The organism is Natrinema salaciae, from assembly GCF_900110865.1.
Taxonomy (GTDB): Archaea; Halobacteriota; Halobacteria; order Halobacteriales; family Natrialbaceae; genus Natrinema; species Natrinema salaciae.
In genome coordinates this window covers 662499-685712 of the sequence record NZ_FOFD01000003.1, presented here as the reverse complement: position 1 = coordinate 685712, position 23214 = coordinate 662499, and the positions used below count along the sequence as shown (strand labels likewise).

General features: G+C 66.0%; 19 protein-coding genes. 11 read left to right on the top strand and 8 right to left on the bottom strand.

What is annotated here, in order from left to right; translation table 11 throughout:
* Positions 1 to 150: 150 nt before the first annotated feature.
* From BMX07_RS12625 to BMX07_RS12605, 4 genes are all read right to left on the bottom strand, one after another.
* Positions 151 to 552, bottom strand: coding sequence for a hypothetical protein (locus BMX07_RS12625; protein ID WP_090618448.1), 402 nt, complete (start codon positions 550 to 552; stop codon positions 151 to 153).
* 526 nt (positions 553 to 1078) lie between these two features.
* Entirely contained in the window at positions 1079 to 1693 is a 615-nt protein-coding gene (gene rdfA / locus BMX07_RS12620) for a rod-determining factor RdfA (RefSeq protein WP_090618239.1), read from the bottom strand.
* A 243-nt stretch (positions 1694 to 1936) separates the two neighbouring features.
* Positions 1937 to 2707 (bottom strand): IclR family transcriptional regulator, encoded by a 771-nt coding sequence (locus BMX07_RS12610; RefSeq protein WP_090618237.1) that lies wholly within the window; start codon positions 2705 to 2707, stop codon positions 1937 to 1939.
* A gap of 162 nt (positions 2708 to 2869) precedes the next feature.
* Entirely contained in the window at positions 2870 to 4033 is a 1164-nt protein-coding gene (locus BMX07_RS12605; RefSeq protein ID WP_090618236.1) for an acyl-CoA dehydrogenase family protein, read from the bottom strand.
* A gap of 257 nt (positions 4034 to 4290) precedes the next feature.
* On the opposite strand from BMX07_RS12605, the gene BMX07_RS12600 reads away from it, so the two are divergent.
* The 4 genes from BMX07_RS12600 to BMX07_RS12585 all read left to right on the top strand — a co-directional run bounded on the left by BMX07_RS12600 (position 4291) and on the right by BMX07_RS12585 (position 10492).
* Positions 4291 to 5331, top strand: a complete 1041-nt coding sequence (locus BMX07_RS12600) for a TAXI family TRAP transporter solute-binding subunit (protein ID WP_090618447.1) — start codon at positions 4291 to 4293, stop codon at positions 5329 to 5331.
* Between the two features lie 5 nt (positions 5332 to 5336).
* Positions 5337 to 7541 carry a TRAP transporter permease gene (locus BMX07_RS12595; RefSeq protein ID WP_090618235.1) on the top strand — a complete coding sequence of 735 codons (2205 nt, stop codon included), beginning with the start codon at positions 5337 to 5339 and terminating at the stop codon, positions 7539 to 7541.
* Between the two features lie 109 nt (positions 7542 to 7650).
* Positions 7651 to 9204, top strand: coding sequence for a long-chain-fatty-acid--CoA ligase (locus tag BMX07_RS12590; RefSeq protein ID WP_090618234.1), 1554 nt, complete (start codon positions 7651 to 7653; stop codon positions 9202 to 9204).
* A gap of 148 nt (positions 9205 to 9352) precedes the next feature.
* Complete coding sequence (locus tag BMX07_RS12585) at positions 9353 to 10492, top strand: acyl-CoA dehydrogenase family protein (protein WP_090618233.1); 1140 nt, start codon at positions 9353 to 9355, stop codon at positions 10490 to 10492.
* Here BMX07_RS12585 and BMX07_RS24470 read toward each other — a convergent pair.
* Positions 10489 to 10638, bottom strand: coding sequence for a hypothetical protein (locus BMX07_RS24470; RefSeq protein ID WP_175480137.1), 150 nt, complete (start codon positions 10636 to 10638; stop codon positions 10489 to 10491). The two genes, BMX07_RS12585 and BMX07_RS24470, sit on opposite strands and share 4 nt — an antisense overlap.
* Positions 10635 to 11777, bottom strand: coding sequence for a thiolase family protein (locus BMX07_RS12580; RefSeq protein ID WP_090618232.1), 1143 nt, complete (start codon positions 11775 to 11777; stop codon positions 10635 to 10637). The genes BMX07_RS24470 and BMX07_RS12580 overlap by 4 nt, the downstream gene beginning before the upstream one ends.
* 191 nt (positions 11778 to 11968) lie before the next feature.
* On the opposite strand from BMX07_RS12580, the gene BMX07_RS12575 reads away from it, so the two are divergent.
* The 3 genes from BMX07_RS12575 to BMX07_RS12565 all read left to right on the top strand — a co-directional run bounded on the left by BMX07_RS12575 (position 11969) and on the right by BMX07_RS12565 (position 16886).
* Positions 11969 to 12853, top strand: a complete 885-nt coding sequence (locus BMX07_RS12575) for a 3-hydroxyacyl-CoA dehydrogenase family protein (RefSeq protein WP_090618231.1) — start codon at positions 11969 to 11971, stop codon at positions 12851 to 12853.
* Between the two features lie 388 nt (positions 12854 to 13241).
* The gene (locus BMX07_RS12570; protein WP_090618230.1) at positions 13242 to 16319 is read left to right on the top strand and encodes an FAD-binding and (Fe-S)-binding domain-containing protein; all 3078 of its coding nucleotides are present in this window, start codon (positions 13242 to 13244) and stop codon (positions 16317 to 16319) included.
* Positions 16320 to 16376: 57 nt separating this feature from the next.
* Complete coding sequence (locus BMX07_RS12565) at positions 16377 to 16886, top strand: pyridoxamine 5'-phosphate oxidase family protein (protein ID WP_090618446.1); 510 nt, start codon at positions 16377 to 16379, stop codon at positions 16884 to 16886.
* Between the two features lie 24 nt (positions 16887 to 16910).
* Here BMX07_RS12565 and ahbB read toward each other — a convergent pair whose 3' ends face one another.
* A complete protein-coding gene (ahbB, locus tag BMX07_RS12560; protein ID WP_090618229.1) occupies positions 16911 to 17951 on the bottom strand; it encodes a siroheme decarboxylase subunit beta in 1041 nt (346 codons plus the stop codon).
* A 171-nt stretch (positions 17952 to 18122) separates the two neighbouring features.
* On the opposite strand from ahbB, the gene BMX07_RS12555 reads away from it, so the two are divergent.
* Positions 18123 to 19190 (top strand): anthranilate phosphoribosyltransferase, encoded by a 1068-nt coding sequence (locus tag BMX07_RS12555; protein WP_090618228.1) that lies wholly within the window; start codon positions 18123 to 18125, stop codon positions 19188 to 19190.
* A gap of 474 nt (positions 19191 to 19664) precedes the next feature.
* Positions 19665 to 20462, top strand: coding sequence for an enoyl-CoA hydratase/isomerase family protein (locus BMX07_RS12550; RefSeq protein ID WP_090618227.1), 798 nt, complete (start codon positions 19665 to 19667; stop codon positions 20460 to 20462).
* A gap of 136 nt (positions 20463 to 20598) precedes the next feature.
* Here BMX07_RS12550 and BMX07_RS12545 read toward each other — a convergent pair whose 3' ends face one another.
* The gene (locus BMX07_RS12545; RefSeq protein WP_090618226.1) at positions 20599 to 21336 is read right to left on the bottom strand and encodes a 3-hydroxyacyl-CoA dehydrogenase family protein; all 738 of its coding nucleotides are present in this window, start codon (positions 21334 to 21336) and stop codon (positions 20599 to 20601) included.
* Between the two features lie 170 nt (positions 21337 to 21506).
* Between BMX07_RS12545 and BMX07_RS12540 the strand changes: the two genes are divergently transcribed.
* Positions 21507 to 21758, top strand: coding sequence for a hypothetical protein (locus BMX07_RS12540; protein ID WP_090618225.1), 252 nt, complete (start codon positions 21507 to 21509; stop codon positions 21756 to 21758).
* Positions 21755 to 23140, top strand: coding sequence for an APC family permease (locus BMX07_RS12535; protein ID WP_090618224.1), 1386 nt, complete (start codon positions 21755 to 21757; stop codon positions 23138 to 23140). The genes BMX07_RS12540 and BMX07_RS12535 overlap by 4 nt, the downstream gene beginning before the upstream one ends.
* The last annotated feature ends 74 nt before the right edge of the window (positions 23141 to 23214 follow it).

Below are 23214 nucleotides of genomic sequence, written 5' to 3'. Positions count from 1 at the left end.
TCCGCGGGGTAGGCGTGTTACTTGCGGATTATGGGCGTGTGGGACGGTAGTCATCCACAAACCGGCGATCGCAGCGGCGACCGGCGACGCGAAATTGCGGCCGGCGGGCACCTCGAGACGAACCGCGTCGCCCCCGCCGATCGGCGACTATCACTCGGTCCCGGAGAGCGGACAGTCGGTCGGTTTTTCCGGCAGCCGCTGATAGGTCAGCAGTTCGTCGTTCCTGACGACGGCCAGCAAAATATCGCCCTCCGCGATCCCGTCGAAGCGGGTGACCGGAACGACGAGCTGGTCGACGACCGTCTCACAGTCCTCTAACAGGAGAACGACGTGCTGTCCGTCGACGATCCGATCGACGACGCCGATGTATCGGCTCGCCTCGGTCGGCGGGTCGTCGGTGCCGCTCGAGGACGGAGCGAGCGACGGATCGTCGTCCCGGTCCGTTTCGTCGATCCGCGCGACGGCGGTCGAGACGGCGGCGACTCCAATCGAACCGAGGACGCCGACTGTTTGCAGGACGGTTCGCCGCGACGATCGAATCCGATTCGACATACCCTCGTTGGCCGCGGGTTGTCTGATAAACCCTCGGACGGGCCGGTCGCGCCCGATCGACCTCGCCCGGCCGATTTCGGTTCGATCCACCGAGGTACGTGATGTATATCTCTCATTTACCGAATTGTATACTCGAAATTTCAATTGCATATCGGAGGCCGGTGTGAAGAGGACCCAACGCACCCGAGCGATCGTAAGCGACTCGGATGTGATTTTATACGTTTTATACAGGTCTGAAATCTGCAACCACGGTGACGTCAGTCTGAAAAGAGTCGACAGCGTTAGTTCACTCACAGAAGGCGTTTCGGCGCCGATATCGCCAATAACGTGAATCGACTGCGCGGGGACGGTTTTCACCGGTTGTTCCCGTTTCGCACTTACACATAATTGTGATTACTAATTTGTGAATCGTACATCTATCGGAGCGATACTGTCGGTCGATCCGGTTTGACTCGAGAACGAACACGAACCCATAACAGTAGTACGGTTGTTATGCCCCGGCGGCAACTCGTCCGTGGCCGGTCGACTACGGGTCGTCGCAGTCGCAGGCTCCGAGCTCGAGCAGCGTCGCGACGTCGTACTGCCGGCCGCAGTCCTCACAGAGGACTCGCACGTCGGCGAGGACGCGGTGCGAGCCGAGTCGTAGCCGGTCGGTCGCCTGCAGCCGGGCGAGTTTGCTTTCCGTCACCGCCACCGTCCGCTGGCGGAGCCCTTCGATGGTCCGCCCCTCCGTCTCCCGAACGCAGTCGTCCGTATCCGGAACCGATGCGCCCCGGTACTTCGTGAGGTACGATCGAATCGCCCCGTAGGAGACGAACTCGTTCGTCAGCGTCTCGACGTCGACGCCCGCCCGCTCGAGTCGCCGCCTGGCCGCGGTTCGCTCGCCGCGGCTTCCCTCGGTGCCGTCCAAGAGGGCGTACAGTCGGCTGACATCGTCGGTGATCGTGTCGACGCCGGCGTCGGCGAGCGCGGCCCGAAGGAGGCGTTCGTTGAACGAGTCGGCGAGCGTTCGCAGACTCGCACGGTTCTCGGACCGAGTCCATCGAGCCTCGAGTTCGTCACCCACGCCCTCGAGTTCGTACTTCCGAACGAGTCGCAGAACTTTCGGGTCCGGTCCCGGTCCCGTGTGCTGCTCGGTCATCGACTACGATATCCCGGAAGCCCCGGAAAGTCGTTTCGGTGAGAATGACGGGGTCGTTTCAGTATTCGAAGGCCGGTGTTCACTATCCGGATTCGTCGTTCCGAATACCGAACGTTTCGATCGCCGGTCGACCGGAACGATCTATCCTGTGGGAGTCCGTTTCGTCCAGTGAAACGCAAACGGACGGGACGGGTTCGGTTCGGCTGGTCGTCGCGGGCCGCGGATCACAGCGTCTCGACCCCGTCAGCCGTACGCGAGCGTAACTTTGATCTCGCCGGCCTTGTCTCGGAGGGTGGTCGGCAACTCGCCGTGGACGTACTCGTCGGTGAACCGGCTGGTCGGCCCGAACACGGCCAGCGACCCGAGAAAGTCGTCGGCTGGCGTATAGACGGGAACGGCGACGCCGCGGAGCCCCTCCATGTGTTCCTGGTTGTTCACGGCGTACCCCCGGTCGCGGATCCGCTCGAGTTCGTCGAACAGGGCGTCGGAATCGGTGATCGTGTTGGTCGTGGTCGCCTCGAGCCCCGCATCCTCGACGTAGGTCTCGACCGCGTCGTCGTCCCACTCCGCGAGAATGACCTTGCCCGAGGCCATCGAGTGCAGCGGCCGTCGCTGGCCGATCATCGTGTTCGTGAGACTCCCGTAGCGGTGGACGTAGACGGCCTCGTCGTCCTCTTCGACGATGAATACCGCGCGCTCGTTGGTCTCCTGCCCGAGTTCGAACACCGCTCGCTTGGCGGCCGTGTATCCCACCTTCCGGGACCGCGCCTGTTCACCGAGTTCGACGAACCGGAAGCCGACGTAGTAGTCGCCGTCGCGCTCGATTACGTAGCCCAGATCGGTCAGCGTCTGCAGGTGGCGGTAGACCGTACTCTTCGGGAGCGCCGTCCGCTGGGTGAGCTCCGCGATCGAGAGCCCCTCCTCGGCTTTGAGCGCCTCGAGCAGCTCGAACGTTTTCCGCGTCGTCGAAACGCCCGCGCCGTCGGCCTCGAGTTCGTCCCGATCCGTGTTCATATCCGATGCTGTTCGCACTGCGCAATCAATGTTCCGGATGTCGGGACGACCGTGTCGGCATAACGAACAGTCGTCCCGGTTTCGACCGTGAGCCGATCCCGAAACCGAGCGGTCGTCGCCGTGGGAGACGCAGTCGAAAAAAGCGGCCCAGCGGGTCGGGCGTTACTGGTACGCCTGAAGCCCGGTGAACTCCTCTCCGAGGACGAGCGTGTGGATGTCGTGGGTTCCCTCGTAGGTGTAGACCGTCTCCATGTTGGCCATGTGGCGCATCGGCGAGTAGTCGGTGGTGATACCGTTACCGCCGAGCATCTCGCGGGCGATCCGGGCCTGGTTACGGGCCGTTCGAACGTTGTTTCGCTTCGACATCGAGACGTGCTGCGGTCGCATTTCGCCGCGTTCCTTGAGTTCGGCGAGTCGGTGGGCCAGGAGCTGAGCCAGCGTGATCTGCGTGCCCATCTCGGCGAGCTTGCGCTGTTGCAGCTGGAAGCGACCGATCGGACCGCCGAACTGATCGCGGTCTATCGCGTACTGGCGCGCTTCCTCGAAGCAGTCCCGGGCGGCACCGACCGCGCCCCAGGCGATTCCGTAGCGGGCTTGCGTGAGACAGGACAGCGGCCCCTTCATCCCGGAGACGCCGGGCAGAACGTTCTCTTCGGGGACGTGCACGCCGTTCAGTCCGATCTCGCCCGTGATCGAGGCGCGCAGGGACAGCTTCTCGGTGATCTTGTTGGTCGTGATTCCGTCGCGGTCGGTTTCGACCAAGAACCCGCGCACGGAGTCGTCCTCGGCCGAGCGGTCTCGCGCCCAGACGATGGCGACGTCGGCGATCGGCGAGTTCGTGATCCACGTCTTCGAGCCGTGCAGGACGTAGCCGTCGCCGTCACGCTCGGCGTAGGTCTCCATCGCCGACGGGTTCGAGCCGTGTTCGGGCTCCGTCAGTCCGAAGCACCCGATCGCCTCGCCCCGCCCCATCGCCGGCAGCCACTCCTCTTTCTGTTCCTCGCTCCCGTACGCGTGGATCGGGTACATGACGAGCGCCCCCTGCACCGACGCCATCGAGCGTAGCCCCGAATCACCCGCCTCGAGCTCCTGCATCAACAGTCCGTAGGCCGTCTCCGAGACGTTCGGCGAGCCGTACCCCTCGAGGTTCGGCGCGTAAAAGCCGAGCTCACCCATCTTCGGGATGAGCTCCTTCGGGAACGTCCCGTTCTCGAAGTGGTCACCGATGTCGGGCTTGACGTGTTCGTCGACGAACTCCCGGGCAGTGTCCCGGATCATCCGCTCTTCTTGGTCGAGGTCCTCCTCGAGCTGAACGAAATCCAGCATACGTCATACTTTGCCAACGGTGCAATAGGCGTTGCGGTACGTATTATCAAGCGTATGACTCGCCCGTGGAACTGGCGTCGAGTCGGCGGTCCGACGAGCACCGAGGCCGGACGACGGTCGTCGCCCCACTGACAAGACACTGACACGAAAGAAGCCGACGAAGACTGTCTCACGGTGGAGCTGATCGGCAGCGTCCGATGCGGCGATTTCGACAGATAGCGGAAGGATTATAACAAGTAACTATGAAGGTGTGTCCCATGGTGGAAAAGCGAACATCCGTTAGCACGGGTACGACTCGACGATCACTCCTCGCAGCGACCGGCGTCGGCGCTGCGACTGCACTGGCGGGCTGTACCGGGGGCAGCAGCGACGGCGGCCAGACGACCGTCCGAATGCGGACATCGACCTCGAGCACGACGGCCTACGGTGCGAACCAGGGGCTCGCAAGTGCAGTCAACGATCAGACCGACGATCTCTTCGTCGAAGCCCAGACGAGTCAGGGGACGGAAGCGAACATCGGTGCGCTCCAGAGCGAAGACGCCGAGATGGTCTACATCCAGAACTGGTCGGCCTACGACGTCCAGCAGGGTAACGATCCGTACGACCAACTCAACTTCGACATGGTTCAGGTCTTTCACTACTACGACCTGCCGTGGTTCTTCATCACCAACAGCTCGGACCTCGAGACGCTGTCGGACATCGGCGCCGACACGAAGGTGTCGCCGACGCCGAAGGGCTCCGGGACCGCGCCCGCGCTCGAGAAGGCACTCGGCTACGCGGCGAGCGACTACGAGCGCGTCAGCGTCGGCTACGGCAGTCAGGGCAGCGCGATGAACGAGAATCAGCTCGACGTCGGCGTCGGGACGCTGATGAACTTCGCGGCGAACCCGAGCTGGCTCCAGCAGACCGCAAGCGAAGTCGACATGAAGGTCCTCGACGTCGAGGACTCGACCGCACAGGCCTGGCAGGACGACGAGCGGCTCCTCTCCCAGACGGTCGACACCGGTCAGATCGAGAACGCGACGACGCCGGGCGAGATCGCTGCCCCGACCTTCGCGTACAACTTCGTCGCACGTAACGACCTCGATTACGACACCGTCTACGACTTCCTCACGGCGATGCACGAGAAGAAGGCGGAGCTGACGGAGTATCACGGTCTTCTGGCAACCTTCGAGAGCAACGACTTCTGGGTCAAAAACATGTACGACGGGGTCCCGTTCCACCCGGCAGCGGCCGACTTCTACAAGGACGAACTCGGCGTCTGGAGCGAGGACTTCGAGCGAGCCGACGAAAAGTAGTATCGATGCCTCCAACGAATCGGCGTTCCGAACGAGGCGTTCCCCTGCGCACTCTCGACCGTGTCACGTACGCGTTAGGAGCCGGTCTAACGCTGTTTACCCTGCTGTACGCCGTCTCTCTCGTGTTCGGGTGGCCGCTAAAGGGAATTATCGCCCAACCGGAGTGGGTAACGCGGGTCGAACGGTACATGATCCTGTTCTTCGGTATCGGAACGGCGCTGTACTACCTCGATTACGCCCAGGATCGATTCGGTGGGACGGGCGAGGACGCTGAGGACGGCATCGACGCTGCGACAACCCCCGAATCGGTATCGCAGTCGTCGGTCCGGGAGTCCCCCGTGGGCCTCGAGCGAGTGCGTCGCGCCTACGCGGCGATCGACCCCTACGTCGCCATCGCGTTAGCCGTGACGGCGATCGCGGCGACGGCCTACGTCTACATCAATTTCACTCGGCTTCAAGGGGACGCGTTCGTCCTCGGGTACAACACCACCGACCACGTCGTCGGCGGGATACTGATCGCACTGGCGATCGACGTGACTCGGCGAGCGTTCGGAACGGTCATCGCGGGCGTCACCGTTCTCTCGATCCTGTACGCCCACTCGATGGTCGGCACGCAGCTGTTCGGCGTGTTCCGCCACTCGGGAATGAGCTGGCAACAGATCGCTGAAGACGGTGCGATCGGGATCAGCGGCGTCTTCGACCCGACGCTCATGCGGGTCGGATCGACGTGGGTCGCGATCTTCATCATGTTCGCCGGGCTCGCCAAGACCTTCGGCCTGATGGAGTTCGTCCGCGAGATCGGCGAGGAACTCGGGACGAGCCTCCGGACCGGCGTCGTCCAGATCGCTGTCATCTCCAGCATGATCATGGGATCGATCACCGGCAGCGCGGCCGCAAACACCGCGACGACCGGCAGCTTCACGATCCCGATGATCAAGGATCAGGGCGTCAGCGACGACGTGGCCGCCTCGATCGAGGCGGTTGCCTCCGCGGGCGGTCAGATGCTCCCCCCGGTGATGGGCGTCGCGGCGTTCCTGATGGCAGACATCATTCAGGTCCCGTATCTGGACATCGTCAAGGCCGGCGTCATTCCGGCGGCGTTGTTCTACTTCAGCGTCTGTCTGGCCGTCCACTTCGCGATCCTCAAGTCCGGCTGGATCTCGAGCGAGCTGACGCCGTTCAACTGGCGGCTCTTGCTTCGGGGATTACACTTCACTATCCCGATGGGCGTGCTCCTGGTGACGCTCGTGGTGCTCCGGTACTCACCGTTCGCGGCGGGGATGTACACTATCTTCACGACCATCGGTGTGATGTACGTCCGGAACCTCGTCCTCAGATACCTCGACGTCGATCTCGAGGACGGTATCGAGATCGAGATGAGCGGTGTCTCGGGCGACGAAATGGCCGCAAGCGTCGCCAGGACGACCAAACAGACGCTCGACGGACTCAAGGAGGGCGGCACCGACATGGCACCGCTGGTCGGTGTGCTCGCGGCGATGGGCGTGATCATCAAGCTGCTCGAGGGGACCGGGTTGACGGCCCGTGTCGCGACGAGCATCATCGGGATGAGCGAAGTGAGCCTCTTCGGGCTCGGCGGGGGACTGTTCGTCGTGTTGTTCCTCGCGATGGTCGCCAGCATCCTGTTCGGGCTGGGAATGCCGACGCCCGCGGCGTACATCCTGGTGGCCATCCTGGTCGCCAAACCGATCACCGATCTCGGAACGCCGGTCATCGCGACGCACATGTTCGTGTTCTACTTCGCGATGCTGTCGGCGATCACGCCGCCGGTCGCGATCTCGGTGGCAGTCGGCGCGCGCATCGCGGACGCGAGCTTCCTCCAGTCGTGCAAACAGGCGCTCCGACTCGGAGCGCCCGGGTTCGTCATCCCCTACGCCTTCATCGCGAACGACAGCCTCATCTACTGGTCGAGCGAGACGCTGCTCGCGTTCCCCGCGGTACTCGCCGGCACCGTCGGCCTGATCGTCGCGACGATCGGCTTCGACGGGGCACGCGATCTCTCCGCGCCGGTCCGCGCGCTCTACATTATCGCCGCGCTCGGCGCGATGTTCGGACCGATCGTCCACGTCGCCGTCCAAATCGTCGCCGCGGCGGCCATCGTCGCCACGCTACTGCACGCCCGCTTCGTCATCGGGTACGAGTTGCCGAGCGGAAGCGACACCGACTCCGAGGTCGAGGCGACGCTCGACTGATCGCGACCCCGACGGGTCGCCCGAACCCCCGTTCTCGAGAACAACCGAAGTAAATGGAATGCGCGAGTGACAACCCTTTAGTGGGATTCAGACGACCCTTTCACAAGGTATGACAAACCTCGTGACAGACGTCGCCGAGACGGTGGACGCGAACCCGGATTCGGCTGCAATCGCATATGAGGGGACCGAACTGACCTACGACGAGTTCTGGGAGCAGGCCGGCCAGTTCGCGCAAGCGCTCGAGAACCGCGGCATCGGCGAGGGCGACCGCGTCGGGATCTACCTGCCGAACCTGCCGCAGTTCGTCACGGCGTTCTACGGGACGCTTCGCGCCGGCGGGATCATCGTCCCGATGAATCCCCAGTACAAGGCCCGCGAGATCAGCCACATGCTGGGCGACAGCGGGGCGAAAGCGGTCGTCGCGCTGGCCGACCTCGTCCCGAACGTCCTCGAGGTCCAGGACGACACCGACGTCGAACAGGTCGTCAGTGTGGGTGCCGACGTCGACGGTGCCACCGAGTTCGACGCGTTCCTCGCGGACGACACCAAAGCGGTCGTCGACCGCGCGGACGACGACGTCGCGGTCCAGCCCTACACGTCGGGGACGACCGGCACGCCGAAGGGCGTCCTGCTGACCCACCACAACCTCGCCTTCACGACGCGGGCCAACGCCGACGTTCCGCCGGGCGGCTTCCAGGCCTCCGACCGGCTCATCGGCACCCTGCCGCTGTTCCACATCTACGGCATGTCCGTCGTGATGAACGGCGCGATGTACAGCGGCGGCACCTACTACCCCGTCCCCGAGTGGGACGCCCCGTCGGTGATGGACCAGCTCGAGGACGACGAGATCACGATCATGTTCGCCGTCCCCGCGATGTTCAACGACATGATCAACCAGCCCGACGCCGAGTCCTACGAGTTCGAGGCGCTTCGATTCGCCAACTCCGGCGGCTCGAGCCTGCCGATCGAGGTCCTCGAGCGGTTCGAGGAGCTCTGGGGCGTCCAGCTCAACGAGGGGTACGGCCTGACCGAGACGAGTCCGGTCACGCACGCGAACACGGACGACGCTCGACGAAAGGGTAGTATCGGGCGACCGCTCGAGGGTGTCGAGGCGAAGATCGTCGACGAGAGCTTCGACGATATCCCCCGCGTCGAGGAGGGGCCGATCGACGAGGAGGAGGCCGATCTCCACGAGATCACGGGCGAACTCGTCATCCACGGGCCGAACGTGATGAAGGAGTACTACGGCCTGCCCGAGGCCAACGAGGAGGCCTTTACCTACGAGGACGGCAAACGGTGGTTCCACACCGGCGACATCGGCTACTGGGACGAGGATGACTTCTTCTACGTCGTCGACCGCGAGAAGCACATGATCGTCACGGGCGGCTACAACGTCTATCCGCGGGAAGTCGAGGAACTCCTCTTCGAACACGAGGACGTCGCCGACGCCGCGGTGGTCGGGATTCCGGACGACCGCCGCGGCGAGACGGTCAAGGCCTTCATCGTGCCGACGCCCGACGCCGAGGCGACGCCCGAGGACATCAAGCAGTACTGTCTGACCAACCTCGCGGAGTACAAACACCCCCGCGAGGTCGAGTTCGTCCAGGAGCTTCCTCGGACGACGACCGGCAAGGTGCAGAAGTTCGAGCTCCGCGACGAGTAATCGCCCCCTCGATCGGGGGTTGGCTGCCGACCGGCGATCGGCTCACCCGCCCGTTTCCACTCTCACAACTCGTCCGACGGCACATTAACAAAAACAAATTTCGGGCATATCCGAAGCTACTTTGTAAGACGACCCCAAGCAAACTATTATGGCATTCCAGCTATCCGCTGAGCACGAGGCGATCCGTGACGCCGTCCGCGAGTTCGGCGAAAACGAGATGGTGCCGGTCGCCGAGGAACACGACCGGGAGCACAAGTACCCCGAAGACCTCCGCAGGAAGGCCGCCGAATACGACTTCGTCGCGCCGAACATTCCGATCGAGTACGACGGCGCCGGGATGGACAAGATCTCCTCGACAATCGTCACCGAGGAACTCTGGCGCGCCGACCCCGGAATCGGCTCCGCGGTCGGCTCCGCCGGCTTCGGGACGGACATGATCATCGAGTTCGGCGACGAGTGGATGAAAGAGGAGTGGCTGCCCAAGATCGCCAACGGCGAGACGGCCTCCTGTTCCATGATCTCCGAGCCCGCCCACGGCTCGAACGTCGCCGGCATCGAGACGGTCGCCGAGAAGGACGGCGACGAGTACGTCCTCAACGGGAACAAAATGTGGATCACCAACGGTACCGTCGCCGACGTCGGCGTGCTGATGGCCAAGACCAGCCCCGACGAGGGCCACCGGGGTATCACCGCCTTCCTCGTCGAGATGGACACCGACGGCGTCTCGACAGAGAAGATCACCAACAAACTCGGCATTCGCGCCTCGGACCTCGCCGAAGTCGTCATCGACGACGTCCGGGTTCCCGAGGAGAACGTCATCGGCGAGGTCGACAAGGGCTTCTACCAGCTGATGGAGTTCTTCGCCTCCGGTCGCACCAGCGTCGCCGCGCAGGCCGTCGGTGCCGCCCAGGGCGCGCTCGACGCCGCCATCGAATACGCCAACCAGCGCGAGCAGTTCGACCAGAAGATCTCCGAGTTCCAGGCCATCCAGCACAAGATCGCCGAGATGGCCACCAAAGTCGAGGCCGCCCGCTCGCTGACCTACCGCGCCGCGACCCAGGTCGAGCAGAACAACCAGGACGTCGCCGCGCAGTACTCGAGCATGGCGAAGTACTTCGCCTCCGAAATTTCGGTCGAAGTCGCCGACGAGGGTATCCAGGTCCACGGCGGCTCGGGGTACGTCACGGACTACCCCGCCGAGCGCTACTACCGCGACGCCCGCATCACGAAGATCTACGAGGGCACCAGCGAGATCCAGAAGAACATCATCGCCGACCAGATCCTCTAGACGGCGCTCGAGGGGTCACGGAGCACGGGATCGACGGCGAACGCCTCGGCATCGTTTCGTTCGACGGTCGCGTAGGTGGCCGGCCGTGTCTCTCGTCCGTTCCGAAACGGGGGTGCGAACGCGGCTCGAGCCGGGTCGGTCGTCACCGCTCCGGGACCCGAAGCTCGACGGCCGCCCCCTGTCCGTAGCCGACGCACATCGTCGAGAGGCCCAGCCCGCCGCCCCGGCGCCGGAGTTCGTGGATCAGGGTGACGGGGAGGCGAGCGCCCGACGCGCCCAGCGGGTGGCCGATGGCGATCGCGCCGCCGTTGACGTTGAACCGATCGTCGTCGAAGCCGAGTTCGTCCCGGCAGTAGATCGTCTGGCTGGCGAAGGCCTCGTTGAGTTCGATGAGATCGTAGTCGTCGGCGTCGCGGCCGTTTCGCTCCCAGATGCCACGGACGGCGGGCACCGGGCCGATTCCCATCACCGTGGGGTCGACGCCGGCGACGTTGTGGTCCTCGATCTCGGCCAGGATCTCGAAGTCGCGGTCCTCGGCGAACGCCCGGCTCGTGAGCAGGACCGCTGCAGCGCCGTCGGAGACCTGCGAGGCGTTGGCGGCGGTGACGGTGCCGTCCTCCTCGAAGGCGGGCGGCAGGCTCGCGATCTTCTCTTTCGTCGTGCCGGGACGGAGTCCCTCGTCCTCGGTGACGGTGCCGTCCTCGGTCTCGATCGGGACGATCTCCTCGTCGAACGTGCCGTTTTCGGTGGCCTCGACCGCGCGTTGCTGACTCCGGGCACCGTACTCGTCCTGTGCCTCGCGGGAGATGTCGTACTCGCGGGCGACCTTCTCGGCGGTCTGGCCCATCGCGAGGCCGGCCGCGTCGTACTGCTCGGCGATTCCGGCGTAGGAGCCGATCCCCTTCCGCCGCTCGTTGCGGGACATGTTCTCGACGCCGCCGGCGACGATGACGTCGAGCTGGCCCGCCCGGATCGCGTCGCTCGCGCTCATGATCGCCTCCGCCGAGGAGGCACAGAGCCGGTCGATAGTCGTGCCGGGGACGTTCTCGCCTAGCTCCGACAGGAGGGCGATGACCCGCGCGATGTTGTTGCTCTGCTCGTTGACCTGCTTGGCACAGCCCCACCTGACGTCGTCGACATCGTCGCCGGAGAGACCGGTCCGCTCGAGCATCGCGTTCACGAGCGGGACGGACAGCTCCTCGCTGCCGGTGTCGGCGAAGACGCCCCCGTGTTTCCCCTGCGGGGTCCGGACTGCCTGTACGATAACTGGCTGGCGATCGCTCATTGGTACTCCGTGACTCGCGCTCCGGCACTAAAGTAGCACCGTTCTCCGCTATTCGCCCGTCGAGACGCCGCCGACGCGAGGTCGGGACGAGCCCTCGTCCGTTCGAGCCGAGTCGTCGCCGTCGGGGACGACCAGCGCCGACGTTCGCCCGAAAGGGAACGCTTTTGATCGTTTCCGCAGAGGGTCCGCACATGCAAATCGCAGTCCTCGGAGCCGGCAGTATGGGGCACGGAATCGCACAGGTCTCCGCGATGGCGGGCCACGACGTGGTCCTGCGGGACATCGAGGACGGGTTCGTCGAGGACGGCCTCGAGGGGATCCGCGACAACCTGCAGGGCGGCGTCGACCGGGACAAACTCACCGAAGACGAGATGGACGCGGTCCTCGAGCGGATCGAAGGCACGACGGATCTCGAGGCGGCCGTCGCGGACGCCGACCTCGTCGTCGAGGCGGTCCCCGAGGACATGGCTCTGAAACAGGAGGTGTTCGCGGACGTCGAGGCGGCGACCGGCGAGGACACCGTCATCGCCTCGAACACCTCCTCGCTGTCGGTGACGGAGATGGCCAGCGCGCTCGAGCATCCCGAACGAGCCGTCGGTCTGCACTTCTTCAATCCGCCCCACATCATGGATCTGGTGGAGATCGTCGTCGCCGAGCAGACCGACGACCGGACCGAGGCGTTCGCCGTCGACTACGTGCGGGACATCGAGAAGGAGGACGTCGTCGTCCGCGACACGGCCGGCTTCGCCACCTCGCGGCTCGGCCTCGCGCTCGGACTCGAGGCGATCCGGATGGTCGAACAGGGGGTCGCCAGCCCCGCCGATATCGACGAGGGGATGTCCATCGGCTACGGGCATCCGATGGGGCCGCTCGAGCTGACCGACCACGTCGGCCTCGACGTGCGCCTGCACATCGCCGAGCACCTCCGCGAGGAGCTGGGCGAGCGATTCAAGCCGCCCCAGTCGCTGCGCCGGAAGGTCCGGGCAGGTAACCTCGGCAAGAAGACCGGCGAGGGCTACTACGTCTGGGAGGACGGCGAGCGGGTCGGCATGAGCGGCGACTGGGGCAAGGAGTGAGTTTGCAGCACCCCACCCCGCTCGCGACGACCCCTACTAGTTAGGCACGACGCTTGTTTCCGCTCCCCTGGTAGCTATCGGCACCGTCCGACCGGTCGGACGGCCGGCCCCGGGGGCGCACGTGGGAAAACGACGGGGCCACTTTTCGACCTCCAGTCACCGTTTCCGGCGTCGACACGCCGCGTGCGGGTCGGACGGACCGAGATCCACCGTCCGACCGACGCCAGCCCTCGAGTGACGGTCTCGCCGGGCAGCGATGGCGACGGCGGTGACGGCTCGAGACCGCGGAAAACACGACAGTGGGAGCGACCGGGATGCGCGACGCCGTTGGCCCGGCGAATCGCCGGTAATGCGGGTACTTTTGGCCCCATGTGAGCAAGGGTGACGTATGTCCCTGGACCCGAGCGCTGACCCGGCCGCCGACCGGCGAGCGAACTACGACTATCGGAGCGACGACGTCGATCGCCCGGCGCTGGTCGCCGACCTCGAGGCGATCGTCGACTGCGCGGTCCGTGCCGACTCCTACTCTCGCGAACTGTACGCGACCGACGCGAGCGCCTACGAACTGACGCCGATCGCCGTCGCCTTCCCCGAGTCGACGGCCGACGTGGCGGGAATCCTCGAGTACTGCGCCCAGCGCGAGATCCCCGTCCTCCCGCGGGGTGGCGGGACGAGCCTCGCCGGCCAGACGGTCAATCGGGCCGTCGTGCTGGATTTCACGCGACGGATGAACGAGATCCTCGAGGTCGATCCCGAGGGCCGAACCGCGACGGTCCAGCCCGGGACGATCCTCGGGACGCTGAACGAGGCGCTCGCCCCGCACGATCTCAAGTTCGCCCCCGACCCGGCGTGGGGCGACAAGAGCGCCATCGGCGGCGCGATCGGCAACAACTCGACCGGCTCGCACTCGCTGCAGTACGGCAAGACCGACGCCTACATCGAGGAGTGCGAGGCCGTCCTCGCGGACGGCACCGTCACCCGGTTCGGCGAGGTGACCGTCGAGGAGATCGCCGACCGGGCCGACCCCGACGGCGATCTCGAGGCCCGGATCTACGCCGAGGTGCAGCGGATTCTCGAGACGGACGCGGACCGCATCGCGGCGGCCTACCCCGACCTCAAGCGCAACGTCTCCGGATACAACCTCGACCGGCTCGTCGCGGAGGCCCGGGGCGAGGAACTGCCCGGCGGCGAAGACACCGGCAAGCCCGGCACGGTCAACCTCGCGCGCCTGCTAGCCGGCAGCGAGGGCACCCTCGCGGTCGTCACCGAGGCGACGGTCTCGCTCGAGCCGGTCCCCGAGACGAAGGCCGTCTCCCTGCTCTGCTATCCGGATCTCGGCGAGGCGATGCGCGACGTCGAGCCGATCCTCGCACACGACCCCGCGGCTGTCGAGGTGCTGGACGACGTGCTGATCGACCTCGCGCGCGACACCGCGGAGTTCGGTCCCGTCACCGAGATGCTCCCCGACGGGACGAACGCCGTCCTGCTCGTCGAGTTCTACGCCGCGGACGCGGCCGACGGACGAGAACGGATCGCGGGGCTGCTGGCCGACCGACTCCCGTCCGCGACGCCCGCGGGGGAGCCGGCCGACGACGCCCCGCGCAGCGACGCCGAAACGCTCGCGCTCGAAGCGCTCGAGGCCTACGACGACGCCGAGCGGGCGAAACTGTGGAAACTCCGCAAGTCCGGCCTCCCGATCCTGCTCTCGCGGACGACCGACGAGAAACACATCTCGTTCATCGAGGACACCGCGGTCCCGCCGGCGCGGCTCCCCGAGTTCGTCGAGGGTTTCGAGGCGATCCTCGAGTCCCACGACACCTACGCCAGCTTCTACGCCCACGCCGGTCCCGGCGTGCTCCACGTCCGGCCGCTCGTGAACACGAAGACCGAGGTGGGGCTCGAACAGCTGCACGGGATCGCGGACGACGTGACTGCCCTCGTGGTCGAGTTAGGCGGCTCGGTCTCGGGCGAGCACGGCGACGGCCGCGCCCGGACCCAGTGGAATCGGAAGCTCTACGGCGACGAGCTCTGGGAGACCTTCCAGGACCTCAAAACGGCGTTCGATCCCGACTGGCTCCTGAACCCGGGCCAGGTCGTCTTCCGCGAGGACGACCCCACCGATCTGCGAGAGAACCTGCGGTTCTCGCCGGAGTACGAGTTCGACGCCGGCTTCGAGCCCGCACTCGAGTGGGAGAACGACAACGGGATGCAGGGGATGGTCGAGCTCTGTCACGGCTGTGGCGGCTGTCGGGGCGAGCAGGAGACGACGGGCGGCGTGATGTGTCCGACCTACCGGGCGAGCCGCGAGGAGATCACGGCGACGCGCGGCCGGGCGAACGCGCTCCGGCAGGCGATGAGCGGCGACCTCGAGCCCGACGAGGCGTTCACCGACGAGTTCGTCGAAGAGGTGATGGGACTCTGTATCGGCTGCAAGGGCTGTGCCATCGACTGTCCCAGCGAGGTCGACATGGCGAAGCTCAAGGCCGAAGTCACGCACGAGTACCACCAGCGCAACGGGGCGACGCTGCGGGATCGGCTCTTCGCCAACGTCGCGACGCTCTCGAAGTGGGGGAGCCAGTTCGCACCGCTGTCCAACGCCCTGCCGAAGCTCCCGGGTGCCCGCAAGGCGCTCGAGGTGACGCTCGGGATCGACGCCGACCGACCGCTGCCGACCTTCCACGCCACCACGTTCCGGGACTGGTTCCACAAGCGAGGCGGCGCTCACGTTCCCGAGACCGACGCCGTTCGCAAAGTCCTCCTCTACCCCGACACCTACACCAACTACAGCCATCCCGACGCCGGGAAGGCGGCCGTTCGGGTGCTCGAGGCAGCGGGGGTCCACGTCGCGGTCCCGGACGACCTCGGCGACACGGGCCGGCCGGCGTTCTCGAAGGGCTTCCTCGATAAAGCGGAAAGCGCCGCCCGCGAGAACGTCACCGCGCTCGCGCCGCGGGTCGCGGACGGCTGGGACGTGGTCGTGATCGAACCCTCCGATGCGGTCATGTTCCAGTCGGACTACCTCGATCTGCTCTCCTCGGAGGCGGCCGAAACGCTCGCGAGCGCCACCTACGGCGTCTGCGAGTACGTCGACACCTTCCGACTGGACGAGGAGATCGCGTTCGACGAGCGCCCAGCGTCCGCCGACCTCGTCTACCACGGCCACTGCCACCAGAAGTCGGTCGCGAAGGACCACCACGCCGTCGGCGTTCTCCGACGGGCCGGCTACGCCGTCGACCCGCTCGACTCTGGCTGCTGTGGCATGGCCGGCAGTTTCGGCTACGAGTCCGAGCACGCCTCGATGAGCGACGCCATCGGACAGATCCTGTACGACCAGGTCGCGGACAGCGACGGCGAGCGCGTCGTCGCTCCCGGTGCCTCCTGTCGTACCCAACTCGAGAATCGGCCGGGTGCGCCCGAGGAGCCGCCGACGCCGATCGAAGTCGTCGCCGACGCGCTCGACGGGTAACGGCGGGACGCCGTTCCCAGCGGGCGGCTTATGGCCGTTCGAGACCACAGTATCGGCATGACGACGAACGACGAGTCGGCACCGGACGGGACGCGACGCGCTCGACCGAAGACTGAAGCGAGTTACGGCATTCCCGAGCGCGCGGACGGCACGCTCTCGTGGGAGTTCGTGGCCGACCGGATGCAGGGCGCACAGCACTACTGGGTGACGACGGCCAGGCCCGACGGCAGTCCCCACGTTCGCCCGACGTGGGGCGTCTGGGCCGACGGGACGTTCCACTGCGGGGGCGGCGAGGGGACGCGGTGGGTTCGGAACCTCGCGGCGAATCCCGACATCGTCGTCCACGGCGAGAGCGCCACGGCGGTCGTCATTCTCGAGGGGCGGGCGGAACGGATCGACGAGGGAGCCGCCGACCCCGAACTGATCGACGAACTGGACGCGGCCTACGAAGCCAAGTACGATACCGACCACGGAACACCCTTCTTCGCCGTTCGACCGGCGGTCGTCTTCGCGTGGAGCGATTTCCCGACGGATGCGACCCGGTGGACGGTCACGGTCGGCGAGTAGCGCGACGGATCGGCGCGACCGGCGCTAGATACCGACCAGGTCGTCGTAGCGCGCGCCGGTCTGCTTCAGCGTCTCGGTCGAGTAGAGCCGCTCGTGGTCGACGGGAAGGTAGTCGGCGGCGAGTTCGTCGATCTTCTCGTCGACGGCCTCGGGATCGCGGCCGTGAATCATGGTGAACAGGTTGTACGACCACTCCTGCTCCGGTCTGCGAGGCCGATGATAACAGAGCGTCACGTACGGCAGCCCGCCCGCGTGCTCGCCCCGCTCGTCGAGTTCGTCGTCGGGCACGTCCCAGACGACCATGCAGTTGGCGTCGAACCCCGTCACGACGTGGTTGATGACGCAGCCGATGCGCTTGATACAGCCGCTGGCCTGCAGGCGATCGATCGCCGCGAGCACGTCCTCGACCGCGTATCCCACGTTCGCGGCGATGTCACGGTACGGCGTCGCCGACAGCGGGAAGCCATCCTGAATCTCGAGCAGGAGTTCCGCCTCGAGCGCGGAGAGATCCCCCGTCGCCGCCTCGCTGATCCGAGTCGCGGAGGAGTCGGTGCGGTCCTCGAGCGACTCGCGCGCGAAGCGGTCGCCGTTGACCACGGGGAACTCGAGGTCGATGTAGTAGTCGGTCAGCATCGGCAGGTTCAGCACGTCACAGCCGGTTCGTGACTCGATCTCGGCGAGGATTTCGTCGCGGGCCTTCCGCGAGGCGGCGGTGACGACGAACCACATGTTCCACTCGTGGTCGCGGGCGTAGTTGTGGTTGACCTGCCGGTACTCGTTGACGACCGCGGCGACCTCGTCGAAGCGGTCCGCGGGTGCTCGCACCGCGGCGAGCGTCGACGAGCCGATCACGGGCGGGTTGAGGACGGCGCCGAACCGGCGGACGATCCCGGCCTCGCGCAGGGCGCGAACGCGGTCGACCGCCGCCGATTCGTCGACACCGAGGTCGGCAGCGAGGCGGCGGAACGGACGCTCTTCGATCGGGAAGCCGCTCTGATAGCCGTCGATCAGCGCCGCGTCGACGTCGTCGATCGCCTCGCGCCAGTTCCCCGACAGGGAGCTCATTGGTCGTTCTAGGGAGAAGGGGTCCGTATCGTTTTCGGGTCCCCTCGAGCACTGGGAATCCGATCCGGGTTCCGACACTCGCACCCCGGACCGGCCGGACAACTCGTCAGTCGACGGCGACGAGACACCGGAAACGGGGGATTTTTGCGCCGTCCGTCCGAACGATCGCACATGGCGCAGGCATCCCAGGAGTTCGGCGAATGGCCGTTGAAACGCCTGATGACGGAGATCGTCGGTTCGGGCCCCAAGTCCGCGGACGACATGAACCGCGAGCAGGCCCGCGAGGCGTTCCAGCGGATTCTCGCCGACGAACCCGACGCGACGACGCTCGGCGCGTTCTGGCTGGCGAACCGCTGGAAGCGCAACACGCCCGAGGAGCTGGCGGCCTACACCGACGTCATGCGCGAGGAGTCGGTCGTGACCGCCGAGCCCGAGGCCGACCCGGTCGACTGCGGCGCGAACTACGACGGCAAGCACAGCTCCGCCGTTCTCGGCGTCGGTGCCGGCATCGTCGCCGCCGCCGCCGGAACGCCCGTCGTCGTCCACTCCGGCGACCGCGTCCCGACCCAGAAGGCCACGGCGTACAAGCACGTCCTCGACGAACTCGGCGTTCGCACCGAACTCGAGCCCGTGGCGAGCGCGGAGATGGTCGACGAAACCGGCTTCGGCTTCTACTACCAGCCCGCGTTCAACCCCGGGGTTCAGGACCTCTACGACCGACGCGACCAGATGGGTGTCCGGACGTTCGTCAATACGATCGAGACGATCGCCAACCCCGCGAACGCCGACGTTCACCTCGGCTCGTTCTACCACCTCGCGTTCGCGAAGAAGATGACGAACACGATCGGGGAGAGCGACCACCTCGACTACTCCCGCGCCATCTTCTTCCAGGGGATGGAGGGCTACGACGACATCCGCCCCGGCTACACGAAGGTCGCCGAGTGGGACGAAGGAGAGGAGCTCGCGGACTACGAGATCGAGACCGCCGAGTACGGCATGGCGATGGAAAACGACGATCTCGAGGTCGACGACGTCACCGCCGACTCGGCGGCGATCACCGAGGCCGTCCTGGCGGGCGACCGCGAGGGCCACTTCGCCGACGCGATCGCCCTCAACGGCGCGTTCCGGATGTACGCCCGCCAGGACGTCGAGAATCTCGAGGACGGACTCGAGCGGGCCCGCGAGGTCATTTCGGACGGCAGCGCCGAAGCGGTGCTCGAGGAGCTTCGAGCGTTCTGACCGGTCGACGACGCCCGTTTCGGGAGGCGGGTTCGGCCACGAGAGAGTCCCGCCGCCGCTCGATCCCGTTCTGATATTTTTCAATAAATACTCACAGACACATATCTGATATGTTCTAGTTCACAATTGGTCGGCTCCTCGGCGAAACTGACCCAAGAATGCGCTGTTATGCTTCTCTCGAGACGTTCCGCAACTACAGCGTGGCGACACCGCGTAACGGAGCCCCCAGATACGACACAAGCCCGGTACGAGTGTCTAATCCGCTGATATCGTGCGTAGTCGCCGAACTGTTCCGAATGTGACATTCACCTAGTAAGATCCCTATCGTGAATCTTCAGTTAGCTCTTTCGGTGGCGACCCCCGCTCGTCGCTCGGTCGGCAACCGCGTACCGCGAGCGCTCGAGCGCACCGGAGTCGGGCGGCTTGAGGCGTCGAACAGTATACCTTTTTGATCGTTGCCCGTGACCATCGTCCATGGACGACTCACTCGACACTGTCCTGGTTGCGTTCGACGAGGAGCGCGGCGTCGGCACGCTCACGATGAACCGACCGGACGCGTTGAACGCGCTGAGCGGACAGCTCAGGGACGACATCGTCGCGGGGCTGGAACTGCTCGAGGCGGAAAACGAGGGGGCTGACGGCGTCGCCCTGCGAGCGGTGATCCTCGAGGGAGCCGGCGAGAAGGCCTTCTGTGCGGGGGCGGACATCGGTGGCTTCTCGTCGGAGTCGGCGGGCGACTCCTCGGCGCGCTCCCACTACGACGTCATCCGGGACTTCCCGGTCCCGGTCGTCGCGAAGATCGACGGCTACTGTCTGGGTGGCGGTCTCGAGACCGCGCTGGCGTGTGACTTCCGACTGGCCAGCGAGCGCAGCACGTTCGGCTTCCCGGAGGTGAACCTCGGCATCCTCCCCGGTGCCGGCGGCGTCCAGTACGTCGAGAAACTGGCCGGCCCCGGGGTCGCGAAGGAACTGGCCATGTTCGGCGACCACATCTCCGCCGAGCGGGCCGCCGACGAGGGGATCATCACCCGCGTCTACGACGACGACGAGTTCGACGACGACGTCGACGCGTTCGTCACCGACCTCGCCGGCCAGGCACCGCTGGCCATCCAGGCGATCAAGAAGTCCGCGGACATGGCCGTTCACACCGGGCTCGAGGAGGGGCTGGCGTACGACCGCCAGCTCTTCGAGGGGCTCCTCCAGACCGAGGACCACGCGGAGGGGGCGGCGGCGTTCTCGGAGGACCGCGAGCCCGAGTTCGACGGAAAGTAATCGCCCGGTAGCGTCGAACGGTATCTCACTTCGGACGAATCCTTCGTCTGCGGTGGCGCATGCCGTCGATCGACAGCGCGCGCCACCGCAGACCGATCCGTCAGTCCCGACCGAACCGACGAAACGAATCGCTCGGTCAGTCCCACTCCTCGCCGATCCCGCGCAGCGAGAACGGCCCGACGGGGAGGTTGTACCCCTCCTCGAGCGCTGTGTCGACCTGCTCTTCGGTCGCGATGCCCTCGTCGACGATCTTCTGGGCCTCCTCGCGCATCGCCGCGTGACAGCGGTTGGCGATGAAGCCGTAGGAGCCGGGATCGTCGTCGATGGTGACGCTGGTCTTTCCGAGTTCGTCGACGAGTTCCTCGGCGCGCTCGACGACGGCGTCGTCGGTCTGGGGTGCCCGGACGATTTCGACCATCGACATGACCGGGACCGGGTTGAAGAAGTGCGTGACCGCGACCCGGGAGGGGTCGGAGACGCCGTTCGCGATCGACGTCACCGAGAAGCCGCTCGTGTTCGAGTACAGCGGCTGGTCGTCCGTGACCGCGTCCAGATCGCGGAAGACCTGCCCTTTGATCGCCAGATCCTCCGTAACCGCCTCGATGACGAAGTCGGTGCCGTTCGTCGCCTCGTCGAGGTCCGTCGTGAACGTCAGCCGATCGAGGACCTCGTCTTTCTCGTCCGCGCCGAGATAGCCGCCCTCGACGGCGTCGTCGAGCCCGTAGTTGCCCGAGACGAGACGCTCGCGGGCCTCCTCGGCCAGTTCCTCGTTGATCTCGCGGACGGCCACCTCGTAGCCGTTTCGCGCGAGAACCTGTGCGATACCGGCGCCCATGATGCCGCCGCCGACGACGGCAGCACTCTTTCGTGCCATGCCAGCACCCTTCACGGGTACTGACTTAGTTCTTATCAAGGGCGTAATCGGGGCCGCCAATCGGTTCCGCCGTCGAACCCGACCGGAGCCGAGACTTACGGTCGGCCCATCGATCGCAGCAGGTGTCACGCACCCGAAAGTATTTCGCCCGTTGTATGGTGAGTCATAACATGGCAATCGGACAGTACCGTGACGACCCCGCGGAGATGGACGACATCGAGCGCGAAGTGGCCGCGGCGCAGTACCCCGAGGGGGGGCTGGTGGTCGGACTCGGCGTCGGAATCGTACTCCCGCTCGTGACCCTCGAGGCGCTGCTCTTTCTCACGCCGCTTCTCGGCGGCGTCGTCGGCTTCGCCCTCGGACGCCGGGTTCGCGACTACGCGATTCGCCGGCGACGGGCGGACCGCACGCCCGGAGAATGAGCGGGACCGCCGACGGAGGGTCGCAGACGCTCTCGACGAGTATCGGCATCGTCGGCGTCCTGGCGTTGCTGGTCGGGAACGCGATTTCGGTGCCGATATTCGTCTTGCCGGGGCCGCTGGCGGGGAGTGCGGGGCCGGCGGTCGTCGTCGCGATCGTCCTGGCGGCGATTCCGGCGAGTTTCGTCGTCCTGTACAACGCGTTGCTCGGCTCGGCGATGCCAGTCGCCGGCGGCCTGTACGTCTACATCTCTCGGCTCACGGCCCCCTACTGGGGGTTTCTGGTTCCCTTCACCATCCCCCTCGTCGCGTGGGCGTCGTTGCTGATCACGGCGACCGGGTTCGCCGAGTACACCCGCATCTTCTTCGACGTCCCGTCGATGCTGCTCATCTACGTCTTGCTCGGGTTCGTCCTGCTCGTCAACCTGATCGGGCTCAGGGTGGTCGCGCAGGTACAGCTCGTCTGCTTTCTCGGCCTGGTGGTCGCCCTTCTGACGTTCATCCTCCCCGGTGCGAGTGCGGTCGAGGCCGCCAATTACACGCCGTTCTTCCCGGATTACGGCGCGTTCGCCCTCGCCGTGGTCGCACTGTTCTACCCGTTTCTCGGCTTCGGGTTACTCGTCGAACTCGGCGAAGAGATCGACGATCCGGGACGAACGATCCCGCTCGTGTTGGGGCTCGGGATCGGTATCGTGGCGCTGTTTTACGTCGCGCTGATCGCCGTCCTCGTCGGCGTCGTTCCGTACACCCAACTGGGGAACGAGGCCGACCTCGCGCTCGCCGCCTCGCGGTATCTCCCGTGGTGGGGCGAGTACGTCGTCGCCGCCGGCGCGATCTTCGCGGTCGTCACGACGGTGAACACGACGCTGCTCGTCTTCTCACGGACGCTCATGCGCGCGAGTCGCGACGGGATTCTCCCGGCGTCGCTGTCGCGGATTCACCCGCGGTTCGACACGCCACACTACGCGATCGCGGTGCTCGGCGTCCCCCCGTTCTTGCTCGTCCCGCTGGCGGACGAGATCGTCGGCCTCTCCGCGTTCATCGGGCTGGCCAGTCTCACCGCGTACTTCTTCTGTGCGATCGGCCTCTGGAACCTGCCGCGCGAGTTCCCCGACCACTACGCCACCGCGCCGTTTCGACTCCGACGATACCGCGGTCTCCTGGCTGCGGTACTCGGCGGCGCGGTCGTCACCGGCGCGTTCTGGATCGTGACGCTCCTCCAGCGGCCCGTCGTCGGCATCGTTCTCATCGGCTGGTTCGCCGTCGCGTACGTCTACTACCGGTATCGGCTCGCCAAGACCGACCGGGTCGAAACGTACCGAACGATGACCACCCTCGACGCGCACGAGCGCGTCGACGGGGACGTCGGCGAGACCGACGGCTGATCGCGAAACCGGACCCCGCCGCCGTCGAGCGGAGCGCACGACCGCACATTTAATAGTTGGCTCGCCGATGTTTG

Excerpts from the sequence above, each read along its gene's own strand:
- BMX07_RS12565 (WP_090618446.1), top strand. The coding sequence starts at position 16,377 with ATGACGACGAACGACGAGTCGGCACCGGACGGGACGCGACGCGCTCGA.
- BMX07_RS12595 (WP_090618235.1), top strand. The coding sequence starts at position 5,337 with ATGCCTCCAACGAATCGGCGTTCCGAACGAGGCGTTCCCCTGCGCACT.
- BMX07_RS12610 (WP_090618237.1), bottom strand. The coding sequence starts at position 2,707 with ATGAACACGGATCGGGACGAACTCGAGGCCGACGGCGCGGGCGTTTCG.
- BMX07_RS12600 (WP_090618447.1), top strand. The coding sequence starts at position 4,291 with ATGGTGGAAAAGCGAACATCCGTTAGCACGGGTACGACTCGACGATCA.
- BMX07_RS12625 (WP_090618448.1), bottom strand. The coding sequence starts at position 552 with ATGTCGAATCGGATTCGATCGTCGCGGCGAACCGTCCTGCAAACAGTC.
- BMX07_RS12590 (WP_090618234.1), top strand. The coding sequence starts at position 7,651 with ATGACAAACCTCGTGACAGACGTCGCCGAGACGGTGGACGCGAACCCG.
- BMX07_RS12535 (WP_090618224.1), top strand. The coding sequence starts at position 21,755 with ATGAGCGGGACCGCCGACGGAGGGTCGCAGACGCTCTCGACGAGTATC.
- BMX07_RS12580 (WP_090618232.1), bottom strand. The coding sequence starts at position 11,777 with ATGAGCGATCGCCAGCCAGTTATCGTACAGGCAGTCCGGACCCCGCAG.
- BMX07_RS12575 (WP_090618231.1), top strand. The coding sequence starts at position 11,969 with ATGCAAATCGCAGTCCTCGGAGCCGGCAGTATGGGGCACGGAATCGCA.
- rdfA (WP_090618239.1), bottom strand. The coding sequence starts at position 1,693 with ATGACCGAGCAGCACACGGGACCGGGACCGGACCCGAAAGTTCTGCGA.
- BMX07_RS12570 (WP_090618230.1), top strand. The coding sequence starts at position 13,242 with ATGTCCCTGGACCCGAGCGCTGACCCGGCCGCCGACCGGCGAGCGAAC.
- BMX07_RS12550 (WP_090618227.1), top strand. The coding sequence starts at position 19,665 with ATGGACGACTCACTCGACACTGTCCTGGTTGCGTTCGACGAGGAGCGC.
- BMX07_RS12585 (WP_090618233.1), top strand. The coding sequence starts at position 9,353 with ATGGCATTCCAGCTATCCGCTGAGCACGAGGCGATCCGTGACGCCGTC.
- BMX07_RS12540 (WP_090618225.1), top strand. The coding sequence starts at position 21,507 with ATGGCAATCGGACAGTACCGTGACGACCCCGCGGAGATGGACGACATC.
- BMX07_RS12555 (WP_090618228.1), top strand. The coding sequence starts at position 18,123 with ATGGCGCAGGCATCCCAGGAGTTCGGCGAATGGCCGTTGAAACGCCTG.
- ahbB (WP_090618229.1), bottom strand. The coding sequence starts at position 17,951 with ATGAGCTCCCTGTCGGGGAACTGGCGCGAGGCGATCGACGACGTCGAC.
- BMX07_RS12545 (WP_090618226.1), bottom strand. The coding sequence starts at position 21,336 with ATGGCACGAAAGAGTGCTGCCGTCGTCGGCGGCGGCATCATGGGCGCC.
- BMX07_RS12605 (WP_090618236.1), bottom strand. The coding sequence starts at position 4,033 with ATGCTGGATTTCGTTCAGCTCGAGGAGGACCTCGACCAAGAAGAGCGG.